At 40.3% G+C, this 23,441-nt stretch carries 20 protein-coding genes and 1 riboswitch; of the genes, 7 read left to right on the top strand and 13 right to left on the bottom strand.

The genetic code is table 11. The features are described 5' to 3' along the window. Nucleotide 1: 1 nt before the first annotated feature. Together ADS77_RS14950 and msrA are read left to right on the top strand one after the other, a co-directional pair. Nucleotides 2–3,100 carry an efflux RND transporter permease subunit gene (locus tag ADS77_RS14950; RefSeq protein ID WP_054204316.1) on the top strand — a complete coding sequence of 1,033 codons (3,099 nt, stop codon included), beginning with the start codon at nt 2–4 and terminating at the stop codon, nt 3,098–3,100. A gap of 135 nt (nt 3,101–3,235) precedes the next feature. Continuing rightward, nucleotides 3,236–3,772: a peptide-methionine (S)-S-oxide reductase MsrA gene (msrA, locus tag ADS77_RS14945; RefSeq protein WP_054204317.1), complete on the top strand. Its 537-nt coding sequence runs from the start codon at nt 3,236–3,238 to the stop codon at nt 3,770–3,772. Between the two features lie 73 nt (nt 3,773–3,845). Here the strand turns inward: msrA and ADS77_RS14940 are convergent, their stop codons facing one another. Continuing rightward, nucleotides 3,846–5,696 carry a TonB-dependent receptor domain-containing protein gene (locus ADS77_RS14940; RefSeq protein WP_054455145.1) on the bottom strand — a complete coding sequence of 617 codons (1,851 nt, stop codon included), beginning with the start codon at nt 5,694–5,696 and terminating at the stop codon, nt 3,846–3,848. 33 nt (nt 5,697–5,729) lie between these two features. Next, nucleotides 5,730–5,880: riboswitch (cobalamin riboswitch) on the bottom strand. A 290-nt stretch (nt 5,881–6,170) separates the two neighbouring features. Here ADS77_RS14940 and ADS77_RS14935 point away from each other — a divergent pair. Continuing rightward, nucleotides 6,171–7,721 (top strand): tryptophan halogenase family protein, encoded by a 1,551-nt coding sequence (locus ADS77_RS14935; RefSeq protein ID WP_231658995.1) that lies wholly within the window; start codon nt 6,171–6,173, stop codon nt 7,719–7,721. Nucleotides 7,722–7,792: 71 nt separating this feature from the next. Here the strand turns inward: ADS77_RS14935 and ADS77_RS14930 are convergent, their stop codons facing one another. Continuing rightward, entirely contained in the window at nt 7,793–8,275 is a 483-nt protein-coding gene (locus ADS77_RS14930) for a YajQ family cyclic di-GMP-binding protein (protein ID WP_054204320.1), read from the bottom strand. Between the two features lie 161 nt (nt 8,276–8,436). On the opposite strand from ADS77_RS14930, the gene ADS77_RS14925 reads away from it, so the two are divergent. Beyond that, complete coding sequence (locus ADS77_RS14925) at nt 8,437–8,787, top strand: VanZ family protein (protein ID WP_054204321.1); 351 nt, start codon at nt 8,437–8,439, stop codon at nt 8,785–8,787. After that, on the top strand, nt 8,780–9,688 hold the full coding sequence (locus tag ADS77_RS14920; RefSeq protein ID WP_054455143.1) for a ketopantoate reductase family protein: 909 nt from the start codon (nt 8,780–8,782) through the stop codon (nt 9,686–9,688). Before ADS77_RS14925 ends, ADS77_RS14920 begins: the two co-directional genes overlap by 8 nt. Before the next feature lie 30 nt (nt 9,689–9,718). On the opposite strand, the gene thiI is transcribed toward ADS77_RS14920, so the two are convergent. Both thiI and ADS77_RS14910 read right to left on the bottom strand, forming a co-directional pair. Then, nucleotides 9,719–11,176 carry a tRNA uracil 4-sulfurtransferase ThiI gene (gene thiI / locus ADS77_RS14915; protein WP_054204323.1) on the bottom strand — a complete coding sequence of 486 codons (1,458 nt, stop codon included), beginning with the start codon at nt 11,174–11,176 and terminating at the stop codon, nt 9,719–9,721. Nucleotides 11,177–11,281: 105 nt separating this feature from the next. Next, a complete protein-coding gene (locus ADS77_RS14910; RefSeq protein ID WP_054204324.1) occupies nt 11,282–11,932 on the bottom strand; it encodes a TetR/AcrR family transcriptional regulator in 651 nt (216 codons plus the stop codon). A gap of 250 nt (nt 11,933–12,182) precedes the next feature. On the opposite strand from ADS77_RS14910, the gene coaD reads away from it, so the two are divergent. Next, nucleotides 12,183–12,665 carry a pantetheine-phosphate adenylyltransferase gene (gene coaD / locus ADS77_RS14905; protein ID WP_054204325.1) on the top strand — a complete coding sequence of 161 codons (483 nt, stop codon included), beginning with the start codon at nt 12,183–12,185 and terminating at the stop codon, nt 12,663–12,665. A gap of 114 nt (nt 12,666–12,779) precedes the next feature. Here coaD and ADS77_RS14900 read toward each other — a convergent pair whose 3' ends face one another. The 8 genes from ADS77_RS14900 to argC form a co-directional block, all read right to left on the bottom strand. Next, complete coding sequence (locus ADS77_RS14900) at nt 12,780–13,265, bottom strand: hypothetical protein (RefSeq protein ID WP_054455141.1); 486 nt, start codon at nt 13,263–13,265, stop codon at nt 12,780–12,782. Between the two features lie 82 nt (nt 13,266–13,347). Continuing rightward, nucleotides 13,348–13,878 carry a hypothetical protein gene (locus tag ADS77_RS14895; protein WP_054455139.1) on the bottom strand — a complete coding sequence of 177 codons (531 nt, stop codon included), beginning with the start codon at nt 13,876–13,878 and terminating at the stop codon, nt 13,348–13,350. A 35-nt stretch (nt 13,879–13,913) separates the two neighbouring features. Beyond that, a complete protein-coding gene (locus tag ADS77_RS14890; RefSeq protein WP_054455137.1) occupies nt 13,914–14,129 on the bottom strand; it encodes a hypothetical protein in 216 nt (71 codons plus the stop codon). A 290-nt stretch (nt 14,130–14,419) separates the two neighbouring features. Next, nucleotides 14,420–16,285: an argininosuccinate lyase gene (argH, locus tag ADS77_RS14885; RefSeq protein ID WP_054204329.1), complete on the bottom strand. Its 1,866-nt coding sequence runs from the start codon at nt 16,283–16,285 to the stop codon at nt 14,420–14,422. A 55-nt stretch (nt 16,286–16,340) separates the two neighbouring features. Beyond that, entirely contained in the window at nt 16,341–17,543 is a 1,203-nt protein-coding gene (locus ADS77_RS14880; protein ID WP_054204330.1) for an argininosuccinate synthase, read from the bottom strand. 10 nt (nt 17,544–17,553) lie between these two features. Further along, nucleotides 17,554–18,474, bottom strand: coding sequence for an ornithine carbamoyltransferase (locus tag ADS77_RS14875; protein WP_054455135.1), 921 nt, complete (start codon nt 18,472–18,474; stop codon nt 17,554–17,556). 8 nt (nt 18,475–18,482) lie between these two features. Beyond that, the gene (argB, locus tag ADS77_RS14870) at nt 18,483–19,244 is read right to left on the bottom strand and encodes an acetylglutamate kinase (protein ID WP_054455133.1); all 762 of its coding nucleotides are present in this window, start codon (nt 19,242–19,244) and stop codon (nt 18,483–18,485) included. 6 nt (nt 19,245–19,250) lie between these two features. Next, complete coding sequence (gene argC, locus ADS77_RS14865; protein ID WP_054455131.1) at nt 19,251–20,255, bottom strand: N-acetyl-gamma-glutamyl-phosphate reductase; 1,005 nt, start codon at nt 20,253–20,255, stop codon at nt 19,251–19,253. 214 nt (nt 20,256–20,469) lie between these two features. Between argC and argE the strand changes: the two genes are divergently transcribed. Continuing rightward, nucleotides 20,470–21,618, top strand: coding sequence for an acetylornithine deacetylase (argE, locus tag ADS77_RS14860; RefSeq protein WP_054455129.1), 1,149 nt, complete (start codon nt 20,470–20,472; stop codon nt 21,616–21,618). Between the two features lie 48 nt (nt 21,619–21,666). On the opposite strand, the gene panP is transcribed toward argE, so the two are convergent. Then, nucleotides 21,667–23,295, bottom strand: coding sequence for a pyridoxal-dependent aspartate 1-decarboxylase PanP (gene panP / locus ADS77_RS14855; RefSeq protein WP_054455127.1), 1,629 nt, complete (start codon nt 23,293–23,295; stop codon nt 21,667–21,669). Between the last annotated feature and the right edge of the window lie 146 nt (nt 23,296–23,441).

Below are 23,441 nucleotides of genomic sequence, written 5' to 3'. Positions count from 1 at the left end.
TGTGAAAATTACTGATACAAGTGTTAAACGCCCTGTCTTCGCGATTGTTATCAACTTATTGTTACTCACATTTGGTTTAGTGGCATTTTCGATGCTGCCACTGCGTGAATACCCTGATATTGAATCACCTATTGTTAGCGTAAGCACACAATATTCTGGTGCATCGGCTGAGATCATCGAGACCAAAATAACGCAAGTACTTGAAAATCGTATTTCAGGTATTGAAGGCATTAAAAGTATTAACTCTTCAAGTCGTAATGGGCGCTCAAATATTACTATTGAGTTTAATATTGACCGCGATATTGATGCCGCATCAAACGACGTACGTGAGCGAGTAGCACGTGCACTTGATAGTCTTCCAGAGCAAGTGCGCCCACCTGAAGTGTCTAAATCTAACAGTGATGAAAGCCCTATTGCTTGGTTTGTACTTAATAGTACCACTATGGATTCATTGCAGCTTTCTGACTACGCCCAGCGCTTTATTGTTGACCGTTTAGCCGTCGTTGATGGCGTGTCTAATGTACGTGTTGGCGGCGAGCGTAAATATGCGATGAAGGTATGGCTTAATCGTCAAGCCATGGCAGCACGTGGTATTACCAGCGTTGATATTGAAAATACGCTACGTACTGAAAATGTTGAATTGCCTGCGGGTGAAATTGAATCCATTGACCGTGACTTTACTGTGCGAACGGCTCGCAGCTATAAAGATCAGCGCGACTTTCAAAACCTTGTCATAAAACGCGGTGAGGACGGTTACCTTGTGCGTTTAGGTGAAGTCGCTGATGTGCACCTAGAAGCTGCTGACGATGAAAGTTTATTTCGCGGTAATGGCCGCAACATGATTGGTCTTGGTATTGTAAAACAAGCTAAAGCAAATACACTGACCGTTGTTGATAATGCCCGTGCCGAACTTGAAAAAATCAAACGCAACCTCCCTGAAGGTACAACAATTGAAGACAGTTACGACTCATCTATTTTCATCAATGAATCGATTAACGAAGTATACAGTACGCTCGCTATTTCAATGGGCTTAGTCGTATTAGTGATCTACATCTTTTTAGGTAATATTCGTGCAACACTTATTCCTGCCGTAACAGTACCAGTGGCATTAGTGGGTAGTTTTATGTTTTTACTAGCGATGGGCTACTCTATCAACTTATTAACTCTACTCGCATTAGTGCTGGCCATTGGCTTGGTGGTTGATGATGCGATTGTGATGCTTGAAAATATTCACCGCCGTATCGAGCTAGGTGAACCACCGTTATTAGCCTCTTATCGTGGCGCGCGTGAAGTTGGCTTTGCCATAATCGCAACCACATTAGTGCTTATATCGGTATTTGTGCCACTGGTCTTTATGGATGGCCGTATTGGCGCGCTGTTTACTGAATTTGCTATGGCTGTCAGTGCTGCGGTATTTTTCTCTAGCGTAACAGCCTTAACACTCTCCCCTGCATTATGTTCTAAAATATTAAAGCACTCCGAAAAACAAAGTAAATTTAGCCAAGGAATGGATCGCCTATTTAGCAAAATAGAACGCAGCTATCAAAACGCTTTACGCTCTAATATGACTCGCTCTGGCGGGTTAGCATTAACTTTATTACTTGCCGGTTTTGTTAGTTATTCATTATTCCAACAGATCCCATCTGAGCTAACACCAAAAGAAGATCGCGGAACTTTCTTTATCATGATGAGTGGCCCTGAAGGCGCAAGCTACGAAAATAATGCCGCCAACATGGCAAAAATTGAAGAACGCTTAATGCCTTACTCAGAGTCAGGCGAGTTAAGTCGTGTGCTTGTCCGTGTCCCTGGTTGGGGTGGTAGTGGCGGTGTTGCCATCATCGGCATGGCTGACTGGGATGAACGAAAACGCTCAACGTGGGAAGTCATGGATGAGATAAGCGGCAAAATGCGCGAGGTCACTGACGTGCGCGCTTTTGCAATTATGCGCCGCGGTATTGGCGGAGGAGGCTCATCACGCCCTATTGAGTTTGTACTCCAAGGCAATGATTATGATCAACTGGCCGATTGGCGTGATCGCATTATTAAACGCGCTGAGGAAAACCCAGGCTTAGTAAGAATCGATCATGATTACAAAGAAACGTTCCCACAATTTTTAGTTAGCATTGATAAAAATAAAGCGGCTGATTTAGGTGTGTCGGTCTCTGATGTGGGCCGTACGCTTGAGACCATGTTGGGGCAGCGTCGCGTAACCACGTTTATTGACCGTGGTGAAGAATACGATGTGATTTTAAAAGGAACTAAAGCAGACTTTAAAGATCCTACCGACATAGCCAATATTTACTTAAAATCACGCAGTGGTGAACTGGTCCCGCTTGATAGCTTAATAAGCCTTAAAGAAGAAGCCACCGCGTCGCGTTTAAATCGCTTTAATCGTATGCGCGCCATCACGCTCAGTGCCAACCTCGCGGATGGCTATACACTAGAAGAAGCACTTAACTTTCTAAACAAAGTGGCGATGGAAGAAAATGACATTGATGGTGCCGTTGATTACAAAGGCGAGTCGCAGCTTTATTACGAAGGCGCATCAGCAATGACCTATGTTTTCATTCTAGCGCTGACTGTAACCTTCTTGGTATTAGCAGCTCAGTTTGAAAGTTTTATGCATCCTTTTGTTATTATGCTAACCGTACCTTTAGGATTAATGGGCGCGATGTTTGGTTTATGGGCAACAGGGCTTACTTTAAATATTTACAGCCAAATAGGCATTGTAATGTTGATTGGCCTCAGTGCTAAAAATGGTATTTTGATTGTTGAGTTTACGAACCAGCTACGTGACAAAGGCGTAGAATTTAGTGAAGCAATTATACAAGCTGCCAGCCAACGTTTACGCCCTATAATTATGACCTCACTAACGACCGTTATGAGTGCCGTACCACTAGTGCTTGCATCAGGCCCCGGCGCAGAAAGTCGTATGGTTATTGGTGTTGTTGTATTTACGGGAGTTATAGTCGCGACAATACTCACGCTATTCGTCGTTCCTGCGGCCTATTATGCACTGGCTCGTAACACGCAATCACCAGAGTTTTTACAACAAAAAATCAATCAACAAGCCGCTGAAAAGCCTCTTAAAGAGCTTTAATATTAAAATAGCGTTGCGTCTGCTAGTCGCAACGCTATTTTTGCGTCACAGATTCGATGAAATAAAAGCCCAGCTTACTCGTTCTTCTGATACGCTAGATAACCTGCGTCAGTTAATAATTTTGAGGAGCAAATAATGAGTACAACAAATCAAACCGCAACATTTGGTGGTGGCTGTTTTTGGTGTATCGATGCTGCATTTAGACGAGTTCAAGGCGTTTTAAATGTAAGCTCAGGCTACACGGGGGGCGATACGACGGATCCTAGCTACAAACAAATATGCACGGGATTGAGCGGTCATGCTGAAGTCGTACAGATTGAATTTGATAGCACTGTAGTAAGCTTTGAAACCTTATTAGCAATGTTTTTTACGTTACATGATGCAACTCAACTAAACCGCCAAGGTAACGATATAGGCACGCAGTACCGCAGTGTTGTGTATTATCATGATAATGAGCAGCAAGCGCAGACAAATGCATACATTGCAAAATTGCAAAGCCAAATACGTGAGGACATAGTGACAGAAGTAAGCCCTGCTGTTACTTATTACCCCGCAGAGCAGTATCACCAAGATTACTACAGCGAAAATCCAGAGCAACGCTATTGCAGCTTGCTTATTGCACCTAAACTGAAAAAGTTTGAGCAAGACTATAAAAAATACCTAGTTAGTTAACCGCATTTTTAGACACAAAAAAAAGCCCGACACAGTAACGTATCGGGCTTGTATATTTATGCTTCAAACTTGATTAAAACTGGTAACTTGCACCAATAAAGAATTGTCGCCCTGCGCTGTTATAACCTAATAGTTGACCGTTTTCAGCAGTACCGGTTCCTGCAGTAAAATACGCTTTGTCTGTTATATTCTCAATGCGAACTTGGAAAGATAACTCATCTAACAACTGATAATTTGCAGCGATATTAAACACAGTAAATGCTGGTAACTCAGTCGCTAAAAATGAAGCTGAAGGACGTGATGAACGATACTGCATTGCTATATTGGCATCAAAATCACCCCAATTTTTACCTAGCGTATAATTAAATGTTTCCGAAGGTCTACGCGGTAAATCTTTATTAGTTGTTTCGTCTTTCGCATCTAAAAAGCTCAAGTTAACGTTATGTTGAAAACCTAACCCTTCAAAATCAGCCGATAGTTCAACACCTTGCATTGATACTTTATCAATATTAGTGGCAACATATTTACCACTAAGCTCAGGGTGTTGTTTATTGCTGATTAAATTCGTAATCTTATTATTGAAGATGGCAATATCGTAACGACCCCACTTGGTTTCTAACGTAACTCCAAGCTCATTATTGACGGCTTCTTCAGGTTTAATGTTTTTATTAGGTACGTACCATGGGCTCTCGGTTACAAATGCGTTGATTAATGACGGTGCTCTAAATGCAGTGCCGTGATTAAAACGAACGGTTACAGACTTATTTGCTCTGTAGCCAATACCTGTAGTGTAGGTATTAGCACGTCCATGAAAATCATAATCATCGGTTCTAACTACAGCATTACCTAGCCATGTATCATTGTCGTAAAATACACCCACAAACAACGCTCCATTATCGCGTTTTTCTTTAGATGATGTAGCTGACGATTCCGATAAATCTTCATTTAAGTAGTTAAAACCACCCGTCACATCTAACTCTTCAGTTACGGTGTAGAGTCCACTGTATTCAAATTCAATACGTTCAGTGCTATAAATTTGCTGAACATCTGTGCCCGTTTGGATATTTTCTTCTTGTGATAAGCTCACAGATGCACTTTGCGTGTAGGTAGCTGAACTTTTTTTCCAACCTAATTTAGCTATATAGTTTTCAAAATCGTATGCATCATTTCCCCACGCGCTATCATATTCCCCTTGGCCTTCGCTATATTGGCTAAGTGCGCTAAATTCACCTACATTATCGGTTTTATATGCTAGGTTAAAGCCAATGTTTTTATTCGTGTAACCGTCATCATCATGGTCTTTAGTGACGGGCTTTGATGGGTCTTTACCCGTTACATCGTAACCATCCGTATCTTCATAACCTAAGTTATAATTAAAAGTGATAGCATCTTTTACAAGCCCACCCGCCACTTGATAGTTAGAGTAACTATCACTACCTAGAGTCGCTGATACGGTATTATTGCTTGCTTGGCGAGTAATAATATTAATTACACCAGCCATTGCATCAGAGCCATAAATTGCAGCCCTTGCGCCTTTTACAATCTCAACTCGCTCGATACTATTAACGGGTATATTCGTTAATGATACGCTGCCTGAGCTGCCGTCACTAATTCGTACACCATTGACTAAAATCAAAGCATGCTTTGCACTTGCACCACGTACAAACACATCCGCTTTTTGGCCAAAACCACCATTACGAACAACATCTAATCCAGCAATTGTGTTTAATATTGATGGTAAATCTCTGTAATTAGCTTGCTCTATATCACTTCGTTCGATAACGGCAACGCTTGCTAGTACATCAGTGATTGATTGCTCAAATTTATTCGCTGTAACGGTAATGCGTTCGATTGATTGTTCTGCTGAGGCAGAAAAAGATAATGCAGCAGCAATTGCTACACCTAAAGTAGATTTGATTAACATGACATCCCCTGACCTGCGCCCGCCGCACAAGTTATTTTAAGTTTACTTCAAGGCCGGTCTCCGGACTCTGTGCTGTGCACATTACCGTTGCGGGGGCAGTGTTGGGGTTGTGATCATCATGACCACGCACCAACTTCCCGATTATCTTGCTGTTAGTTTCAATTCTTTGAAATATCTACTGAGAGGGTAAGCAAGCACCTTGAAAATAGGCCGCTATTGTGATTATTTTAGAGATGAAAGTCAATGGACGTCTATATAGCTAAACTGGCTTTATCAAGGTCTACATGTACAACTTACAGCCAAAGACTGAGAAAGCCTGAAAAATTTCATCCTACCTATTGGGTATTAAAAAAGGTAAATTAATCAAGTAACCTCATTCAAAGCTGATAATTTTATTTATCGTTGTGATAGTACATATCCAAAAATAACTAAGCCATTGTTTAAGTTGAGTAATTAAAGTTGGAGTAAATAAAAGTGGAACAAATTAAACAAGTTATCATTGTTGGCGGCGGCACTGCAGGTTGGCTAACTGCTAATCACCTCGCTAAAACGCTTAACTGCACCAACCCATTAAGCGTACAAATTACACTTATTGAGTCAAAAAATATTCCAACCATTGGTGTAGGTGAAGGAACAGTGCCTGTTATGTGTCAAACATTAGCGCATTTTGGCATCAGCGAAACAGATTTTATCCGTCAGTGTGATGCGACCTTCAAACACAGCATTAAGTTTATTGATTGGTTAGATAACCCTACCGATAACAAAAAAGAAAATTACTTTCACCATTTATTCAACTATCCAAATATTGAAGAGCTCGATCTGACTCCGTATTGGCTGCTTAATAAAAATAACACCAGCTATGCCAATAGCGTATCAACTCAAGGCTATATGTGCGATCAAGGGCTTGGTCCTAAAAATATGACTCATCGTGAATTTGAAGGGATGGCAAGTTATGCGTATCACCTTGATGCGGCTAAGTTTTCAGCGCTACTCACTGACAACGCTGTCAACAAGCTAGGCGTTAAACATATTCTAACCGATGTATTAGATGCAAAACTCAATGTTGCAGGTGATATTGAAAGTTTACAAACAAAGTGTGCTGGCACGGTCTCTGGCGATATTTTTATTGATTGCACAGGCTTTGCCGCTAAATTGCTTGGCGATAAACTTAAAGTCCCTTTTATTGACCAGAGCCATATTTTATTTGCCGATACAGCCCTTGCAATTCAAGTACCTTATCAAAATCCAGATGATCCTATTAACCCCTACACTAACGCCACGGCAAAAGAGGCTGGATGGATTTGGGATATTGGCTTATCTAGCCGCCGCGGTATTGGCCATGTTTATTCAAGCAATCACACCAGTGATGACCAAGCAGAGCAAACATTACGTGACTATATCGGCCCACAGGCAGATGATTTAACCGCCCGTAAAATTGCCATGCAAGTAGGCTATCGTAAAACTCCATGGAAAAATAATTGTATCGCCATTGGTTTATCACAAGGTTTTGTTGAGCCATTAGAAGCAACAGGGTTATTAGTGTTTGATATTACGGCGCGGATGCTGGCGCAGAATTTCCCAGCAACGCGTAAAGCAATTCCCGCGATAAGCGAGCGCTTTAATGACAATATTACTGGGCTTTGGCAAAAAGTAATTGATTTTATTAAGCTGCATTATTGTATTTCACGTCGTGACGACAGCCAGTTTTGGCTAGATAACCGAGCATCAAGCTCAATTAGCGATTCGCTGCAAAGTAATTTAGCCTTATGGCGTGACACTGTGCCAAACAAATATAACTTCACCAGTGCATTAGAAGGCTTTAACTTAGAAAATTACTTGTATGTGTTGTACGGTATGGAGTTTCCCACCAACTTACAACCCATAGCCACACGTTTTGAAGCGCACCAACAGGCGGCATTCACCATGGAGCAAATAGCGCAAGCCGCTAATTACTGTCAGCAACAGCTTATCCCGCACAGAGAGTTAATTGAAAAAATAAAGCGCTATGGCTTAACAAAGATATAGCTAAACCGTAAGCCAAACTAAAAGCCAAACAACATCAATGTTATTTGGCTTTTTAAATACGCCCTAGGCTTTTAATCGCGAAAGTTTTTAAACTGGAACGGTTGACCAAGATCGGCAGCACGAACTACTTGCATTGCTTCTTGTAGGTCATCACGCTTTTTACCCGTAACGCGTACTTCTTCACCTTGAATAGCAGCTTGTACTTTTACTTTTGAGTCTTTAATCGCTTTGACTACTTTTTTAGCCATATCTTTTTCAATGCCTTGCTTAAGCGCAACATTACGAAATACATTTTTACCCGCACGGCTAATATCTTGTAGCTCTAGGCTTGAAACGTCCATGCCACGCTTTGAAATTTTATTAGCTAAAATATCAAACAACTGCATTACTTGTGAGTCGGCTTCAGCTTTTAGTTTGATTGTTTTATCATTAAGCTCAATAGACGCATCTACGCCTCTAAAGTCAAAGCGTGTTTCTAATTCGCGGTTAGCGTTATCAACGGCGTTTTTTGCTTCGTTCATTTCTACTTCAGAAACGATATCAAATGAAGGCATGTGTCTCTCCTAACAAAATGTTTTTAATTTAAATTTGGATTTGACGACAATTATACCGTCTATTTCATAAATCTTTACATTTTTCTGCGCTTTGTTCAGGTGCGATACTAAATATGTTTGATATACTGCGGCTCTATTTTTAAGCTATTTTAGGATTAACTGTGACTCGGCGTGTATACCAAGCCCTATTTTTAATCAGTATAGTGGCCTTTACATTTTTATTTGCTAAAGAAGTTAAAGGTGCTGCTAATCTATTTCCACATGTTGATAAAGTGGCTCATTTTGGCATTTTTTTCATACTCGCAGTTGTCATGGATAAAGCTTTTAAAATTCCTTTGCTCTTACAAATATTTTTACTTGCTGGGTATGGCGCAGCTATTGAAGTTATGCAAGGAATGCTACCTTATCGCCAAGCTTCAGTTGCCGACTTTATTGCCGACTTTGCAGGCGCAGCAAGTTATTTTACGATTAAATTGATATTTCACATTGGTAAAAAACCCAACCATGGCTAATATCGTAATTATCGGTGATGGCGCTATAGGGCTGTTATATAGCCACTTTTTAAGTGCAAATAATCAGATCACATTAATAACGAGAAGTGGGGATTGCAAAAGCAATTACTACTACCAATATAATGAGCAGCAACAGGTAATTTCGGCAACGGTATTAAATACAACACAGTTAAATCGATTAAAAACCAAGGCGCTCGACACGGTTATATTTGCAGTAAAAGCATACCAAGTAAATGACGCTTTCTCACTTGTAAAACCCTACTTAAGCGATAACTGCAATATTGTGTTATCACATAATGGGCTCAGTGATTTAGACCCTTTATTGTGCCAATTACAAAGCCAACAAGGCTTATACTTTTTAACCACGCGTTTGGCGGGCTTTAAAGTAACGCCAATAAAGGTTGCGCACACGGGTTACGGGGAGAGTATTTTAGGCAGCTGTAATGCAATTGCAGCAACACGCTATAAAGCGGTATTATCACAATTAAATAATTTACCTAATATTCGTTTTAGTGAGCATATCAACCAACTTCGTTGGCAAAAGTTATTAATAAATATTGCCATCAATCCGCTTTCCGCACTTTATAACGTAAAAAATGGTGCCCTTAGAGCCCCCATATTTAGCCGTAAAATCTTAAATACAGTAAATGAAGCATGTCACGTTGCCAAAAAAATGGGCGTTAATGTAACTCTTGCTGACGTGCTTGCAACGGCTTATCAAGTGATGAGTGATACACAAAATAACTTTTCATCAATGCAGCAGGATGTTGCCCATAGTCGAGTAACAGAAATCGATGCTATGTGTGGCTATATTTGCCAGCAGGCTAAAATACTCGATATAAACACCCCACATAATCAATCTCTTCTTGATGCCATCAGGCATAAAAAAAGCGCGATTTAAATCGCGCCTTTTCAATCAGATAGGCCTTACTTAAGGGCGATATACTTTTACATTGGCAAAACCATTATCATGTAAAATAAGTGCCTGTAGTTGGCTCATTACGCCCTTCGCACAATATAAGTAATAGTCTTTATCTTGCGGTAAATCGCCAAACTTTGTTGCTAAGCGAAAGAAGGGTAAATGCACTACTTCAATCCCATCAATTTCAAGTGGTTTAGCGTCTTCTTCTTCTGGGGAACGAATATCAACAACCACTGCATCGCTAGGTAAGTCAGAAACTGACTCAGCCTCTTTAAGCTCTTGCTTGGCTTCAAGGTCAATATCACGCACATCCATAACACGTGCATTTTCAATAACAGTATTAAGTACATCAAAGTCAAACTTTTGCTCTTCTGCTTTTACAACCTCAATTTTTGCTTTAACTGTTGGTTTTTTAGAGATAACCCCGCAATATTCAGGCATGGTCTCTGCCATCTCGGCAGTACCAATTTTACGGGCAATATCGATAATTTCTTGTTTATCATGCTGAATTAACGGGCGTAAAATTAGTGTTTCTGTAACACGATCAATGACACTGAGATTTGCCAGTGTTTGGCTTGAAACCTGACCTAAACTTTCACCAGTAACAAGTGCTTGTATACCTAGTTTTTCAGCAATTTGGCTACCCGCACGCATCATCATACGTTTGAGGATTACGCCCATTTGGCTGTTTTCAACATTTTCTAATATTTCAGCGACAACTGGCTCAAAATCGACACTAATAAATTTAACTTTATGCGTTGAGCTAAACTGCTTCCAGATATAATAGCTTGCTTGCTTAACACCAATTTCGTGTGCTGCGCCGCCTAGATTAAAGAACAAAAAGTGAGTACGAGCCCCCTTACGGATCATTTGATAACTTGCAACACCTGAGTCAAAACCACCTGACATAAGTGACAATACATCTTCCTGAGTTGGTAGTGGGAAACCTGACATACCATAATGAGTTTGCGTTACTATATATGCTTTATCATCTTTTATTTCTAGGCGTATTGTTACTTCTGGATTTTTAAGCCTTACACTTGCCCCTTCAACATGCTGATTTAAGCCACCACCAACATAACGTTCAACATCTGTTGATGTAAAGTCATGCTTGCCCTGACGCTTACAGCGTACGCAGAATGCTTTATTAACAACAGTGTGGCCAATCAGATCGAGTGCTTTCTCATAAATGTCGTGAAGGTTTTCGTAGTTTGTCTCAGTTACTTCAATAAATTGCACAATACCAGGGATGCGCTGCAGACCATCAATAAAATCAATGCGCATTTGTGCGTCATCAGACTTAGTGACAACTGATATATTGTCCCAGTTGTTCTGAACTTGTACTTTTTCGTCAAGCTTACGTAATACAATTTTAATGTTGTTCTCTAACAACTTTGTAAAACGTTTACGCACGGAGCGGCTTTTAATGGCTATTTCAGGATGGAGTTTGACGATAAATTTAAGCATAGTTCACTCGTTAGACAATTTTAAGAATTCACGCACCCACGTGTTGGGCGCGCGATTATAGCAAAAAATATAACGTCTAGGAAATAAACAAACCTCAAATCCCCATCAGGCAGGTTCGGCCTCTTGCGCTAATTCACTATACTTTTCACGTAACAAGTTAATTTTTGGGATACTTTGCTCAGTCCCATATGCTTTAACGAGCAATAATATTTTTAAAATTCCATTATAAATATCTTGCTGCATAAGCTCACCACTTAAACGACGAGCTTTGATGTAGGGCGTCCAAAAGCTCACCGTAATCTTCAACATATGAGCAAGCTCAACCGCATCTTCGTCATCAATTGTAATAACCCCGCCTTCACGCAGGCCTATTATAATCTCTCTAACTTGACCAAGCAAAGCGGCTTGAAAATCAATGTAATCTTTTTTCAACACTTCATCTCGAGATAAAATATCCCCTAAATTGTCATAGAAAAAATGAAAACGCCACATCAATTCAAATAATGCATCCAAATAGCCAGACAAATGCGAAAGTGCTTCATCGCCTTTGACTATAGGAAGAAACTGGGTATGTAAATGCTCACTGTAAAGTGAAAAAATATGACGAATAATGTCCTCTTTATTCTTAAAGTGATAATAAAGGTTCCCAGGGCTTATCCCCATGTGAGAAGAGATATGGTTGGTAGTAATCGCACGTTCCCCGTGCTCATTAAATAGCTTAATGCTAGTCTGAATTATTTTATCCTTGGTACTCATATCCTGCTACTCTAGGTTGTTTTTAAAGCAAATGCTCAAAGTTTACTCAAATATAATTAGCCGCGCAGTATAAACAATAAATAAACAATTAAATACCATCATGAAAATTTCTAACCCATAATTCGTATTGTTTACGTCATATTGAAATAAACTAATTTACATACGTGTCACTTATCCCTCAATTGGAAAGGCTGATTTGGATTACAAACGCTGTTAATATAGCCGCAAACATAACATTAAGCCGATACTTATGAAAGTCACTGCAATTTACCCAGGAACCTTTGATCCATTAACGAATGGGCACACAGATTTAATTCAACGGGCAGCTAAGATGTTTGATACTGTCATTGTTGCCATTGCTCATAACCCCAGTAAAAAACCATGTTTTAGCTTAGATGAGCGGGTAGCCCTAGCAAATAGTTTATTAACTCATATTGATAATGTAAGCGTGATTGGTTTCTCAGGATTACTTGCTGATCTTGCCCGTGATCATAATGCCAATGTATTGATCCGAGGGATTCGGGCGGTGTCTGATTTTGATTATGAGTTTCAGCTCGCCAATATGAATAGGCGATTAAACCCCGATTTAGAAAGTGTATTTCTCACACCCGCTGAGAAAAATTCATTTATCTCTTCAACCTTAGTTAAAGAAGTAGCGCGTCACAAAGGAGATGTAAGCGAGTTTGTAAGTCCTTTAGTAGTCAAGGCATTACAAGATAAGCTACATGGCTAAAACAGCCTTTGAACAATAATGAGTTTCCGCAGCCATCTTTGGGCCAAGGAAGCTCAGCAGTTTATTCTTAAAAAGTAAATAATGATGAGCTTGTGGCAACATAGCCATGGGCTATTAAATGCAGCGCGATTGGGACAGTGTTTTGTTCTTTAAAATCCATTTATAACACTTAGCAAAACCAAGAAAGTCCTTATTCAGCACAAGAGCAATAATCATCATGATGTCGGATAAGTTAACTCCAATACTATAGATGTGCCAAAACCACCATGCTCCAATATATTTACCATACTGTAGATCAACATACATACCGAGAAAAAGAAAAATATTAACGCTAAAACCAATAATGATGTAAATTTTAGCTGGTAGGTTTTCGACTGTTTTTTTTACAGAAATAAAGGCAATAAATAGTAGCGTTACAACATCGTAAGCTGCCCATATAGCATAAATAGTGGTGGAGTTTAAAATATCATAGCCAATGCTTTGGTGTAGTAATGGATCGCCGACTAAATAGGATAAGAAAATAGTAAACGCAACCCACATTGCTGTACTGTCACTTCCTGGTGAGGCTGATTTCTGTACGAGATTGTACAGAAAAGCCATCAGAAAGCCCCATACGATTAATGAGGATAGATATAAATTAAAAGGTTCTTGAAATAACGCCACAATTTTTTAATTAGTTACGTTAACAATTTTTTAGGCTATTAATTTGTTTTTTATTATTTTTTTTTGTAAAAAGCTTTCCAATATGTAACCAATCTTTTCCGAAGATAAGTGTGACAACCATAAAGAAATCTACAACCGTAATACCTATAGAATAAAAACTCCAAAACCACCAGTACTCTTTATTCTCTAGTAGAACTATATCAATGTGTATCCCTAAGAAAATTAAGGTATTAACAGTAAGTCCAGCAAGTATATATTTCAACGTTGCAGTGTACGGAAGCTTTAAAAGTTTATGCGAGACCAAAAGGGCAGTAATAGTTAAAAAGTCATATTTTACCCAGATAAGATAAACGTACATTCCAGCATTAAGGTCAACAAACTCATAGCTTAAGCCATAAGAAAGCAACATTATAAAAGAAACAACGAGAGGTGAAATACTTCGGTCTTCAACAGCAAACTTTAGTAACAAATTATACAAGCAAGCCATTAATAATCCCCAAATGATAATAGTATCAAAGTGGATCCCTAAAGACGTTAAATCAAAATACATACACCATCTCGTTTTTGCTAAACCTTATTAACAAGTTACGATGGGCGACGACGATCAGGGTCAATTGATAAACCACCACCACCACGCTGAATCTCAGCTTCACCACCTGCAGCTAATAAGGCTTCATTAGATATAGACACTGTATCAGATTGTAGGGTTTTATTGCTAGCGCTTTGTTCTAAAGCGGGCTTTGATTGTTGCATAGAGCTGTATGCTTGCATTTGTAATTGGCTATTACCTGTAACTTGCATGAGACTATTCCTTTCATTTAATGTTAATAGTGACCTAAGCAGTTTTAAGTCGCTGTTGATAACGCTCTGTTAAATTTTTGGCGTTTTTGTAAAGATGAATCAATTTTTATCCATCTCATGTACCTAATAGCAATTTACGATCCAACTTTTTATAAAATTGATCTTTTTTGATCTAGTAAATTTAAATAGCCGATTTGCAACTTGAAAACTCAGAGGTGAGGTCATACCAGTTTGTGTCAAATATAAAAAAACGCACAGGGATAACCGTACGTCTTTTATATCCAGGGATTTTAAGCCACGTTTTTACACGGGATCTCCGCACTATTACTTAGCTTCAAAATAAATTCCATTGCGACTTCATCGCAATTATCTTTACGTAAACACAGTTCACAATCTTTCATTACCTTTTCTGGTAAGCTGTCTTTAGTACAGAATGTGAAGCCTTGTTTTTCAAAAAAATCAGGGACTCGCGTCAAAACGATAATACGATTAAGCGCCAACTTTTTGGCTTTAGTTAGTAAATGCTCCACCAGCTGCCGCCCTTGTCCAGTTACGCCTGTATCAGGGTCAATACCCAAGGAGCGTATTTCAGCAAGGCCGGTATCATAAATATACAATGACGCACAGCCTGCAACTTTCCCGTTCACTTGTGTCACAGCAAATTCATTAATAGAATGCACCATATCGCTTTTAGCACGTGGTAAATTTTCACCTACGGTAGCCCAGTGTTGTATTAGCTTCGCAATACCTTCAACATCATCAAGATTAGCGTCGCGTACCGTTATTTGCTGTTTTTTTTTGGCATCTTTAACTGCAATGGTAACTTGCTCTAACGATGTGCCACCCAATGCTTGACGTGCTTTTATACATGCGTCTATTTCTAATACAGCATATACATCTTGTTCAAAAATACTATGCACTGATTGGAACTGTTCTAAACTTAAATCCTCTAAGTTATTCCCTTGTGCGATAGCCATTTGCACAAGCACACCCACAATATGATGCCCCTCTCTAAAGGGTATACCTTTAGCTACCAAGTAGTCTGCAAGTTCGGTTGCATTTGAGTGCCCACCCTTAGCTGCTGCTAAAGTTCGTTCGCCGTTAACTTTAACCCCCTTGAGACACGCCTGAGCCATATGAATACACGCAAGCCATGTAGGCATTGCATCAAATAAGCCTTCTTTGTCTTCTTGCATATCTTTATTATAAGCAAGTGGCAGGGCTTTTAAGGTCATCATCATGGCACTAAAGGCACCAAATACACGGCCTGTTTTACCACGAATAAGCTCCAGTGCATCGGGGTTTTTCTTTTGCGGCATCAATGATGAGCCTGAAGTGACATTATCTGCCAACTCTATAAACCCGGCTTCACCCGAGTTGTAGAAGATCAAATCTTCTGACATACGCGATAAATGGATCATGGAGATTGACGCACAGCTTAATAACTCAACAACAAAGTCCCGGTCTGACACAGCATCTAAACTATTTTTTGTCGCAGCGGTAAAACCTAGCCCTGCGGCAAGAGTTTGCCTATCTATTGGGTACGCCGTACCGGCAAGTGCGCCACTGCCTAATGGGCAAAAATTCATACGGGCTTTAGCATCAGCTAAACGACTTTCATCACGCTCAAGCATTTCAACATACGCCATACACCAATGACTAAATAGCAATGGTTGAGCACGTTGTAAATGGGTGTAACCCGGTAAAATAGTTCCTAGCTCACGTTCAGCTAAAGCAATAAATTCACCTTTTAACTGCGCTAGCGCTTCAAGTAAATGATCGGCGGAATCACGACACCATAGACGAAAATCTGTAGCAACTTGGTCGTTACGGCTACGTCCAGTGTGTAGTTTTTTAGCTAAATCGCCCACTTTTTCGATTAAAGCAGCTTCAACATGAGAATGAATATCCTCAGCGCCCGAAGTTGCCACTGCTTGTGGATCAGCTTTTACTTCGTCGAGTAATTCATTTAATGCTGCTACTAGCGATTGATGCTCGCTACTGCTTAATACATCAACTTGCTTTAAGGCACCAGCCCATGCAACAGAGCCAACAATGTCCTGCTCTGCGAGTTGATAATCGAAGGGAAGTGAGTCGTTAAATTGTTTAAACGCCTCATCTGGACCCGTAGAAAAACGTCCGCCCCATAATGCCATGAAATATCTCCAAACCCTGAAATTGCCCCGTTTTATGTACGGGGCTTTTGTAAAATTACTTCTTCGCGAGTGCTGAAATTCTGCTTGAAAGCGAGAATAAACGAATAAAACCTTCAGCATGCGATTGGTCGTACACATCATCTGCACCAAATGTTGCAAAGTCTTCGCTGTATAAGCTATTTGGTGATTTTTTCTGAACCGCAGTTACTTGGCCTTTATAAAGCTTAAGAATAACTTCGCCAGTAGCAACAGTTGATAATGCTTCTGCGCCCGCTAATATTGAGTCTTTAAGTGGTGTAAACCAACGACCGTCATAGACTAGGTGTGAGAACTCGCCGCCCAATACTTCTTTCCATTTACGACTTGCTTTATCAAGTACTAGCTCATCAATCGCTTGTAATGCAGCCATGATCACTGTCCCACCTGGTGTTTCATAACAACCACGTGATTTCATGCCCACTAAGCGGTTTTCAACGATATCAACACGACCAACGCCATGCGGGGATGCAATATCATTAAGTTTAACTAAACAGTCATACGGTTTAAGTTGTTCGCCATTTACCGCAACTACTTCACCTTCAACTACCTTTAAGGTAACAAACTCAGGTTCATTCGGCGCTTGCTCTGGTGAATTAGTCCATGTCCAAACTTGCTCACTTGGTTGGCACCACGGATCTTCAAGCTCACCACCTTCGTGCGAAATATGCCATGCGTTTGCATCACGGCTGTAAATTTTAGTTGCAGACGCTGAACATGGAATATTACGCTCAGCTAAGTAATCTAATAACGACTCACGGCTTGATAAATCCCACTCACGCCATGGCGCAATTACTTGAAGATCAGGAGCAAGCGCGGCAAAACACGATTCAAAACGCACTTGGTCGTTACCTTTACCAGTACAACCATGAGAAAGTGCATCGGCACCTACTTTACGAGCAATTTCAACCTGCGCTTTTGCAATAATAGGACGTGCCATTGACGTACCTAATAAATAAGTACCTTCGTAGATTGAGCCAGTTTTAAGCGTTGGGTAGATGTAATCGCTAACCATTTCATCTTTTAAGTCAACAACATAACATTCAGATGCACCAGAAGCGATCGCTTTTGCTTCAACACCTTCAAGCTCTTCTGCGCCTTGACCTACATCGGCCACAAACGCAATGACTTCACAGCCGTAGTTCTCTTTTAACCATGGCACAATGGCCGACGTATCTAAACCACCAGAATAGGCTAATACAACTTTTTTAATAGAACGCATTGGTGATACCTTACACAAAATTTGGATTTAATAATGAAACAAGCAACGCGTTTTGCGCATGCATACGATTTTCTGCTTGTTGTATAATTTTTGACGCCGGACCATCCATTACTTCTGAAGTAATTTCAAACTCACGGTGTGCAGGCTGGCAATGCAGTACAGTGTCAGCCCCTGTTAGTTCAAGTAACGCCTTGTTTAATTGATACGGCATGTACTTTTCTTTTACTTGATCAAGTGGCGTTTCATCACCCATTGATACCCATGTATCTGCATACACAGCGTTAGCACCTACAGCCGCTTCAACACGGTCACTGACCATCACTGATGCACCATTCATTGCTGCAATTTGTTCTGCTTGCTTTAAAATTTGCGAATCCGGTGAGCTGCCTTTAGGGCATACAGCAACGAAATCAGTACCTAAAGTAGCTGCAAGCAACATTAGTGAATGAGTTACGTTGTTACCTTCACCTAAATAAGCCAATTTTAGTTGGCTTACATCACCATACACTTCTTGCAGTGTTAAAAAGTCAGCAAGTGCTTGGCATGGGTGATATAAATCACACAAGCTATTAACCACAGGAACGCTCGAGAACTCAGCAAGTGTAGTTAACGTTTTATGTTGATATACCCGTGCCACGATGCCGTCTGCCCAACTGGCGATATTCAAAGCAAAATCTTTCACTGATTCACGTGCGCCCATGGCACCATTTTGCGAATCAAGATACACCGCATGACCACCTAACTTATTAATACCAATATCAAATGATAAACGCGTACGTAAGCTCGGCTTTTCAAATAAAGTAACCACGGATTTACCCTCTAGGGCTTGACTAAAATCAGCAGGATTCGCTTTAATTTTTTGCGCAAGATTAAGTAACTTAAGTGCGCCTTGTTGGTCTAGTTCAAGACCCGATAAAAAATGATTAAACATATAAAAACCTATGGTGTAATTTTTGTTCCGACGTGCTCACCGGCAAGTAGAGCGACTAAATTTTCTGGCTTTTGCCAGCTCGAAATATACACTCCGCGTCGTAAGTGCTGGGCAGCAAGAAGGCTGGTCTTTACTTTGACCTCCATCCCACCCCAAATTACTCCATCTGTAATCAGAGTATTGATCTGATTTGTGTCAAGTTGATGTAACGGCTGTTTATTTGCATCAAGCACTGCCTCTACATCAGTCATAAAAATAATTTCTGCATTAAGTTCTTTTGCAATTGCCGCAGCAGCTTCATCGGCATTTACGTTATACCAAAGGCCATCATCACCAAAGCCAATAGAGCTCACCAGCGGTAAGCGTCCGAGCTTTAACAACTCAGGGAGCACGCTTTGCTCACCACTTTCACAATTACCCACTTGACCAAGCGCTTTTAATTTTTGTGACGAAATAATGCCCGCTTCGTATAAACTAAGTCCGACCGGTTTATGACCTGCAATAATTGCTTGGCTCATTAATTGTTTATTCGCACAGCCTGCCAATGCCCCTACAATATAAGGCATTTGCTCTTTCGGACTGATGCGTAAGCCTTGATGTTTCGCACTGGCAAACCCCGCCTCGCTCAACCAATTATCTACCAGTGAGCCACCGCCATGAACGATGACAAATTGCGCTTGAGTTTGCGATGCCAGCGCCTCAAATAACGCTTTTGCCGCGTCTTCTGTATTGAGTACTGCACCACCGAGTTTAATGACCCATGTTTGCATTACTAATTACCCTTTTAAACCAGTGCTATGAGGTATCCCCATCGCTAAATTAATACATTGTAGTGCTTGCCCAGCAGCACCTTTTAATAAGTTATCAATGGCTGCCATTACAATCAGTTGGCACCCTTGTTGTTGCCAAGCAATATCCACAAACGGCTGCTTAGCCACCCCTTTAATTGATGGTATTTTACGACCCAGTAATCGGATCAGTGGCTCATCAACAAGCACTTGGTAGGCTTGCGTAACTTGCTCTGACGTTACATCTGCTTTTAGTTGTACATAAATGGTTTCTAAAATACCGCGTGGAAAATTACCTAAATGCGGTGTAAATAACACTTTATGACCTAAATGTTGTTCAATTTCAGGGCTGTGCCTGTGATTAAATAATCCGTATGGCGCTAATGACACTTCACAAAAATGCGTGCCCACACTGGCTTTACGCCCTGCACCTGTAACACCTGATACGGCATTAATAATAATAGTTTGATCAGCTAATAAACCGGCTTGTTGTAATGGCTTTAACGCGTTTAATGCAGCTGTTGGATAACAACCCGCCACAGCCACAAGCTTTGCTTTTGCAATTGCTTCGCTATTCCACTCAACTAATCCGTATGCCGCTTCACTCAATAACTCTGTATGCTGATGTTCAAAGCCATAATAGGTTTGATAATCTTCATTGCTGCTTAAACGATAGCCACCGGATAAATCAAATACTTTTTTGCCCATGCTTAAAAAACGTGGCGCTAAATCAACACTCACTTTATGATCAGTACATAAACAAACAAAGTCAGCCGTATTGTCAATATCGCTAAACGCACTTTCGCTCAGCGGTAATAAAGGAGAATCTAGTAAACCTAGATGCTCAGGGTACAAGTCACTTAATAATTTACCTTTATCTAAGCTTTGCTCAGATACATAGCAACCAGCTAAGGTTAATTGTGGGTGTTTTGCGACTAAACTGGCTAATTCTGCGCCGCTATAACCACTTGCGCCAATAATCACTACTTTCATTCGTTACTCTTTTTGGTTTTTATTACTACATTTATGTTCAAATCGGGTTTAACAGTGCATAAACACACTATTTTAGGAATGAAACTGGGTTATCGTCGTTTTATATTCATTGCATCGCTTTAATATATTTATGCTTAAAAAGTGAATTGATATTCATCATAAATACTTTTATATTGTTATGCAATTAGATTGAATACTTATTTTGGATTTTTTTATGTCATTACCGTCTTTTTTATCTATGTATCAGCAATTGATCGCTGCGCCTTCAATTAGTGCTATGGATGAGTCATTGTCTATGAGTAATAAAGGGGTGATTGATTTATTAGCCACTTGGTGTACAAGCCTTGGATTTGAATGTGAAATAACAGAATTGTCGGGCGCTAAAGGTCGTTTTAATTTACTCGCAAAACGAGGCCAAGGGGATGGCGGTTTAATGCTTGCTGGTCATACTGATACCGTGCCATTTGATGATAGCCGCTGGAACTACAATCCGTTTAAATTAAGTGAGCACGATAATAAATTATATGGATTAGGAAGCATTGATATGAAAGGTTTTTTTGCTTTTGTATTGCACGCTATCAATGAACTAGATAAAGGCGCACAAACACAGCCAATTTTGATTTTAGCCACCGCCGATGAAGAAACGACCATGGCCGGCGCGCAACAAATTTGTAAGCACTCAAATTTAAAGCCCGCCCGCTGTATTATTGGTGAACCTACTGATATGACGCCTGTTTTCACGCATAAAGGGCATATGAGCAGTGCTATTAGAGTAGTGGGTCGTTCAGGTCACAGTTCTGATCCTGAGCGCGGCTTAAACGCCATTGAAGTAATGCATAAAGTGATTGCAAAATTATTAGTTTTAAAAGAAGAATTAAAGAATAAGTATGCAGTTGAGCATTTTGTTATTCCTTACCCTACTTTAAACTTAGGCCATATCCACGGTGGCGATAATGCAAACCGTATCTGTGGCTGCTGCGAAATGCACATTGATATGCGCCCATTGCCAGGTTTAAGCGTACAAGAATTGCAAATGATGCTGCTAAAAATGGCCGCTGAAATAAACAATCAATACCCAGATTCAGTGAGTGTGGTCGATATGCACGAGCCAATTCCCGCTTTCACCGGCAGCACTGATTCGGCATTGGTTAAACTGGCAGAAAAAATATCTGGCGAGAAAGCGGTCGCAGTTAATTACTGTACTGAAGCACCGTTTATTCAGCAATTAGGCTGTGAAACCATTGTTATGGGGCCAGGCTCTATTAATCAAGCTCATCAGCCGGATGAGTTTTTAGCGATGGAAAAAATAAAACCATCGCAAACTATTATTAGTGAAATGATTAAAGCGAGTTGCTTTAGCTAATGTACAAAGCATTAATGGTGTTAATTACATAACTAACACCATTAATTATTACTTCATATACTTAGATAAGTATTTTTTAAAGACAGGATCTGTTTTAGCCAGTTCTTTTTGCTCAGCCAAAATATCTTTTAAGATACTCTGTGATGTAAGTGGGTTAGCAAGTACCACTCTAAATACCACGGTAGGTTGATGATCATACTGAGCTGGTGTTAAACGTGTACGCGAAACGAATGAGCGCCCAGCTTCTCGTTGACGTTTTTGCATACTGGCGGTAAAACGATTTAGTGAGGCAAAAATATCTAGCCGTGTTTGCTCGTCTGCTTCTGCTATTTTTTGCTTAATTTTCTTTGGTACATAACGGTATGTTAGCAAACATAATTCAGGCTCTGAGATCAGCTCAAAATCGTCATCCGCTTTAACTAATTCAGCAAAATACTGTGCTTTTTCTATGCCTTTATCAATCAATATTTCATAGCCTTTACGGCCAATTACTCGTAAGCAAGCATGCACTAACATCGCCATACCTGGGCGACTGCCTTCGAGCGTATGGCTACCTAAGTCTTTTGAGCCTTTGCGTAAAATATATTCAGCATGATGCTCAATAGCATCCGTCGCTGTGGGGTCTTTGAATAACACGAGCCCCGCCCCCATTGGCACATACATTTGTTTATGCGCATCAATAGTAATTGAATCTGCTCGCTCAATACCTTTTAGAAGTGATCGGTGAGTTTGCGATAATAAAGTTGCCCCCCCCCAGGCAGCATCTACATGAAAATGACAGTTAAGCTCTGCACTTAAATCAGCCATGGCATCAAGTGGATCAATATTGCCGGTTTCAGTAGTGCCCGCTACGCCTACTATGGCCATCACTTTTATGCCTTGCGCTTCTAACTCATGTGCTTTCGCGCGCATTGCATCAACATCGACCTTATTGTTATCAGCCGTTTTAATGGCTATAAAGTTATCACGACCAATACCTAATAAATCAGCTGATTTACCCAATGAATAATGGCCACGCTCAGAAATCAGTACCGCTAAGCCTTTATAACCATAATGCAGCATGGCACTAATTAAACCCTGTGTACCAATCCCTTTAAATTCCCCATCCGCTTTAAGCAAACGGTTACGGGCAATCCACAACGCGGTAATATTTGCAATTGTGCCACCAGAGCAAAATGCACCGAGTGATGTTTTAGCACTGTGCATCCATTTACTATAAAAACCGTCATCTTGCCCGTATGCTAAATGATGCATCATGCCAAGCACTTGGCGTTCAAGGGGAGTAAATGCTTTGGAGGTTTCAATTTTTACCAGGTTTTGATTAAGGCCCACCATCAACTTAGATAGTGGCAGCACAAAATGCGGTAGCGCTGAAGTCATATGGCCAATAAAGCTTGGCGCGGCTGTATGCACTGAATGAGCAACAAGTTGCTCCATAATGTCCTGCGCATAAGCTGAAACAAAAGTTGGATCTTCTGGGATCACCGCTGATTGAAAATCTTTTTCAATTTCATGCAATGGCTTTTCAATTGCCGCAATGTTCTCATTTAAAAAACCTGCTAAGTTGCTCGAGATCTCAAGTTCGATTTTACTCAAAGTTGAGTCAGGTGCTTCAGGCACGGTAAATATACGCATCAGAGTTTCTTTAGAGGCGACGGCACAACGCTTTTGATCCATCTTTATACCCAGTAAATGTAGCTTTCTTTTATCCAAAGACCCAATTAAAGGCCCTTAGCATAAACAACGCCAGCTACAATGATTCTACGAAATGCGTTAACTTTACTGCAATAGAGTAGTAATGTCTCGTATAAAGCCATAAAAGC

This window comes from Pseudoalteromonas porphyrae (assembly GCF_001298125.1).
In the GTDB taxonomy this organism is placed as follows: Bacteria; Pseudomonadota; Gammaproteobacteria; order Enterobacterales; family Alteromonadaceae; genus Pseudoalteromonas; species Pseudoalteromonas neustonica.
This window is presented reverse-complemented; position numbering and strand designations above follow the sequence as displayed.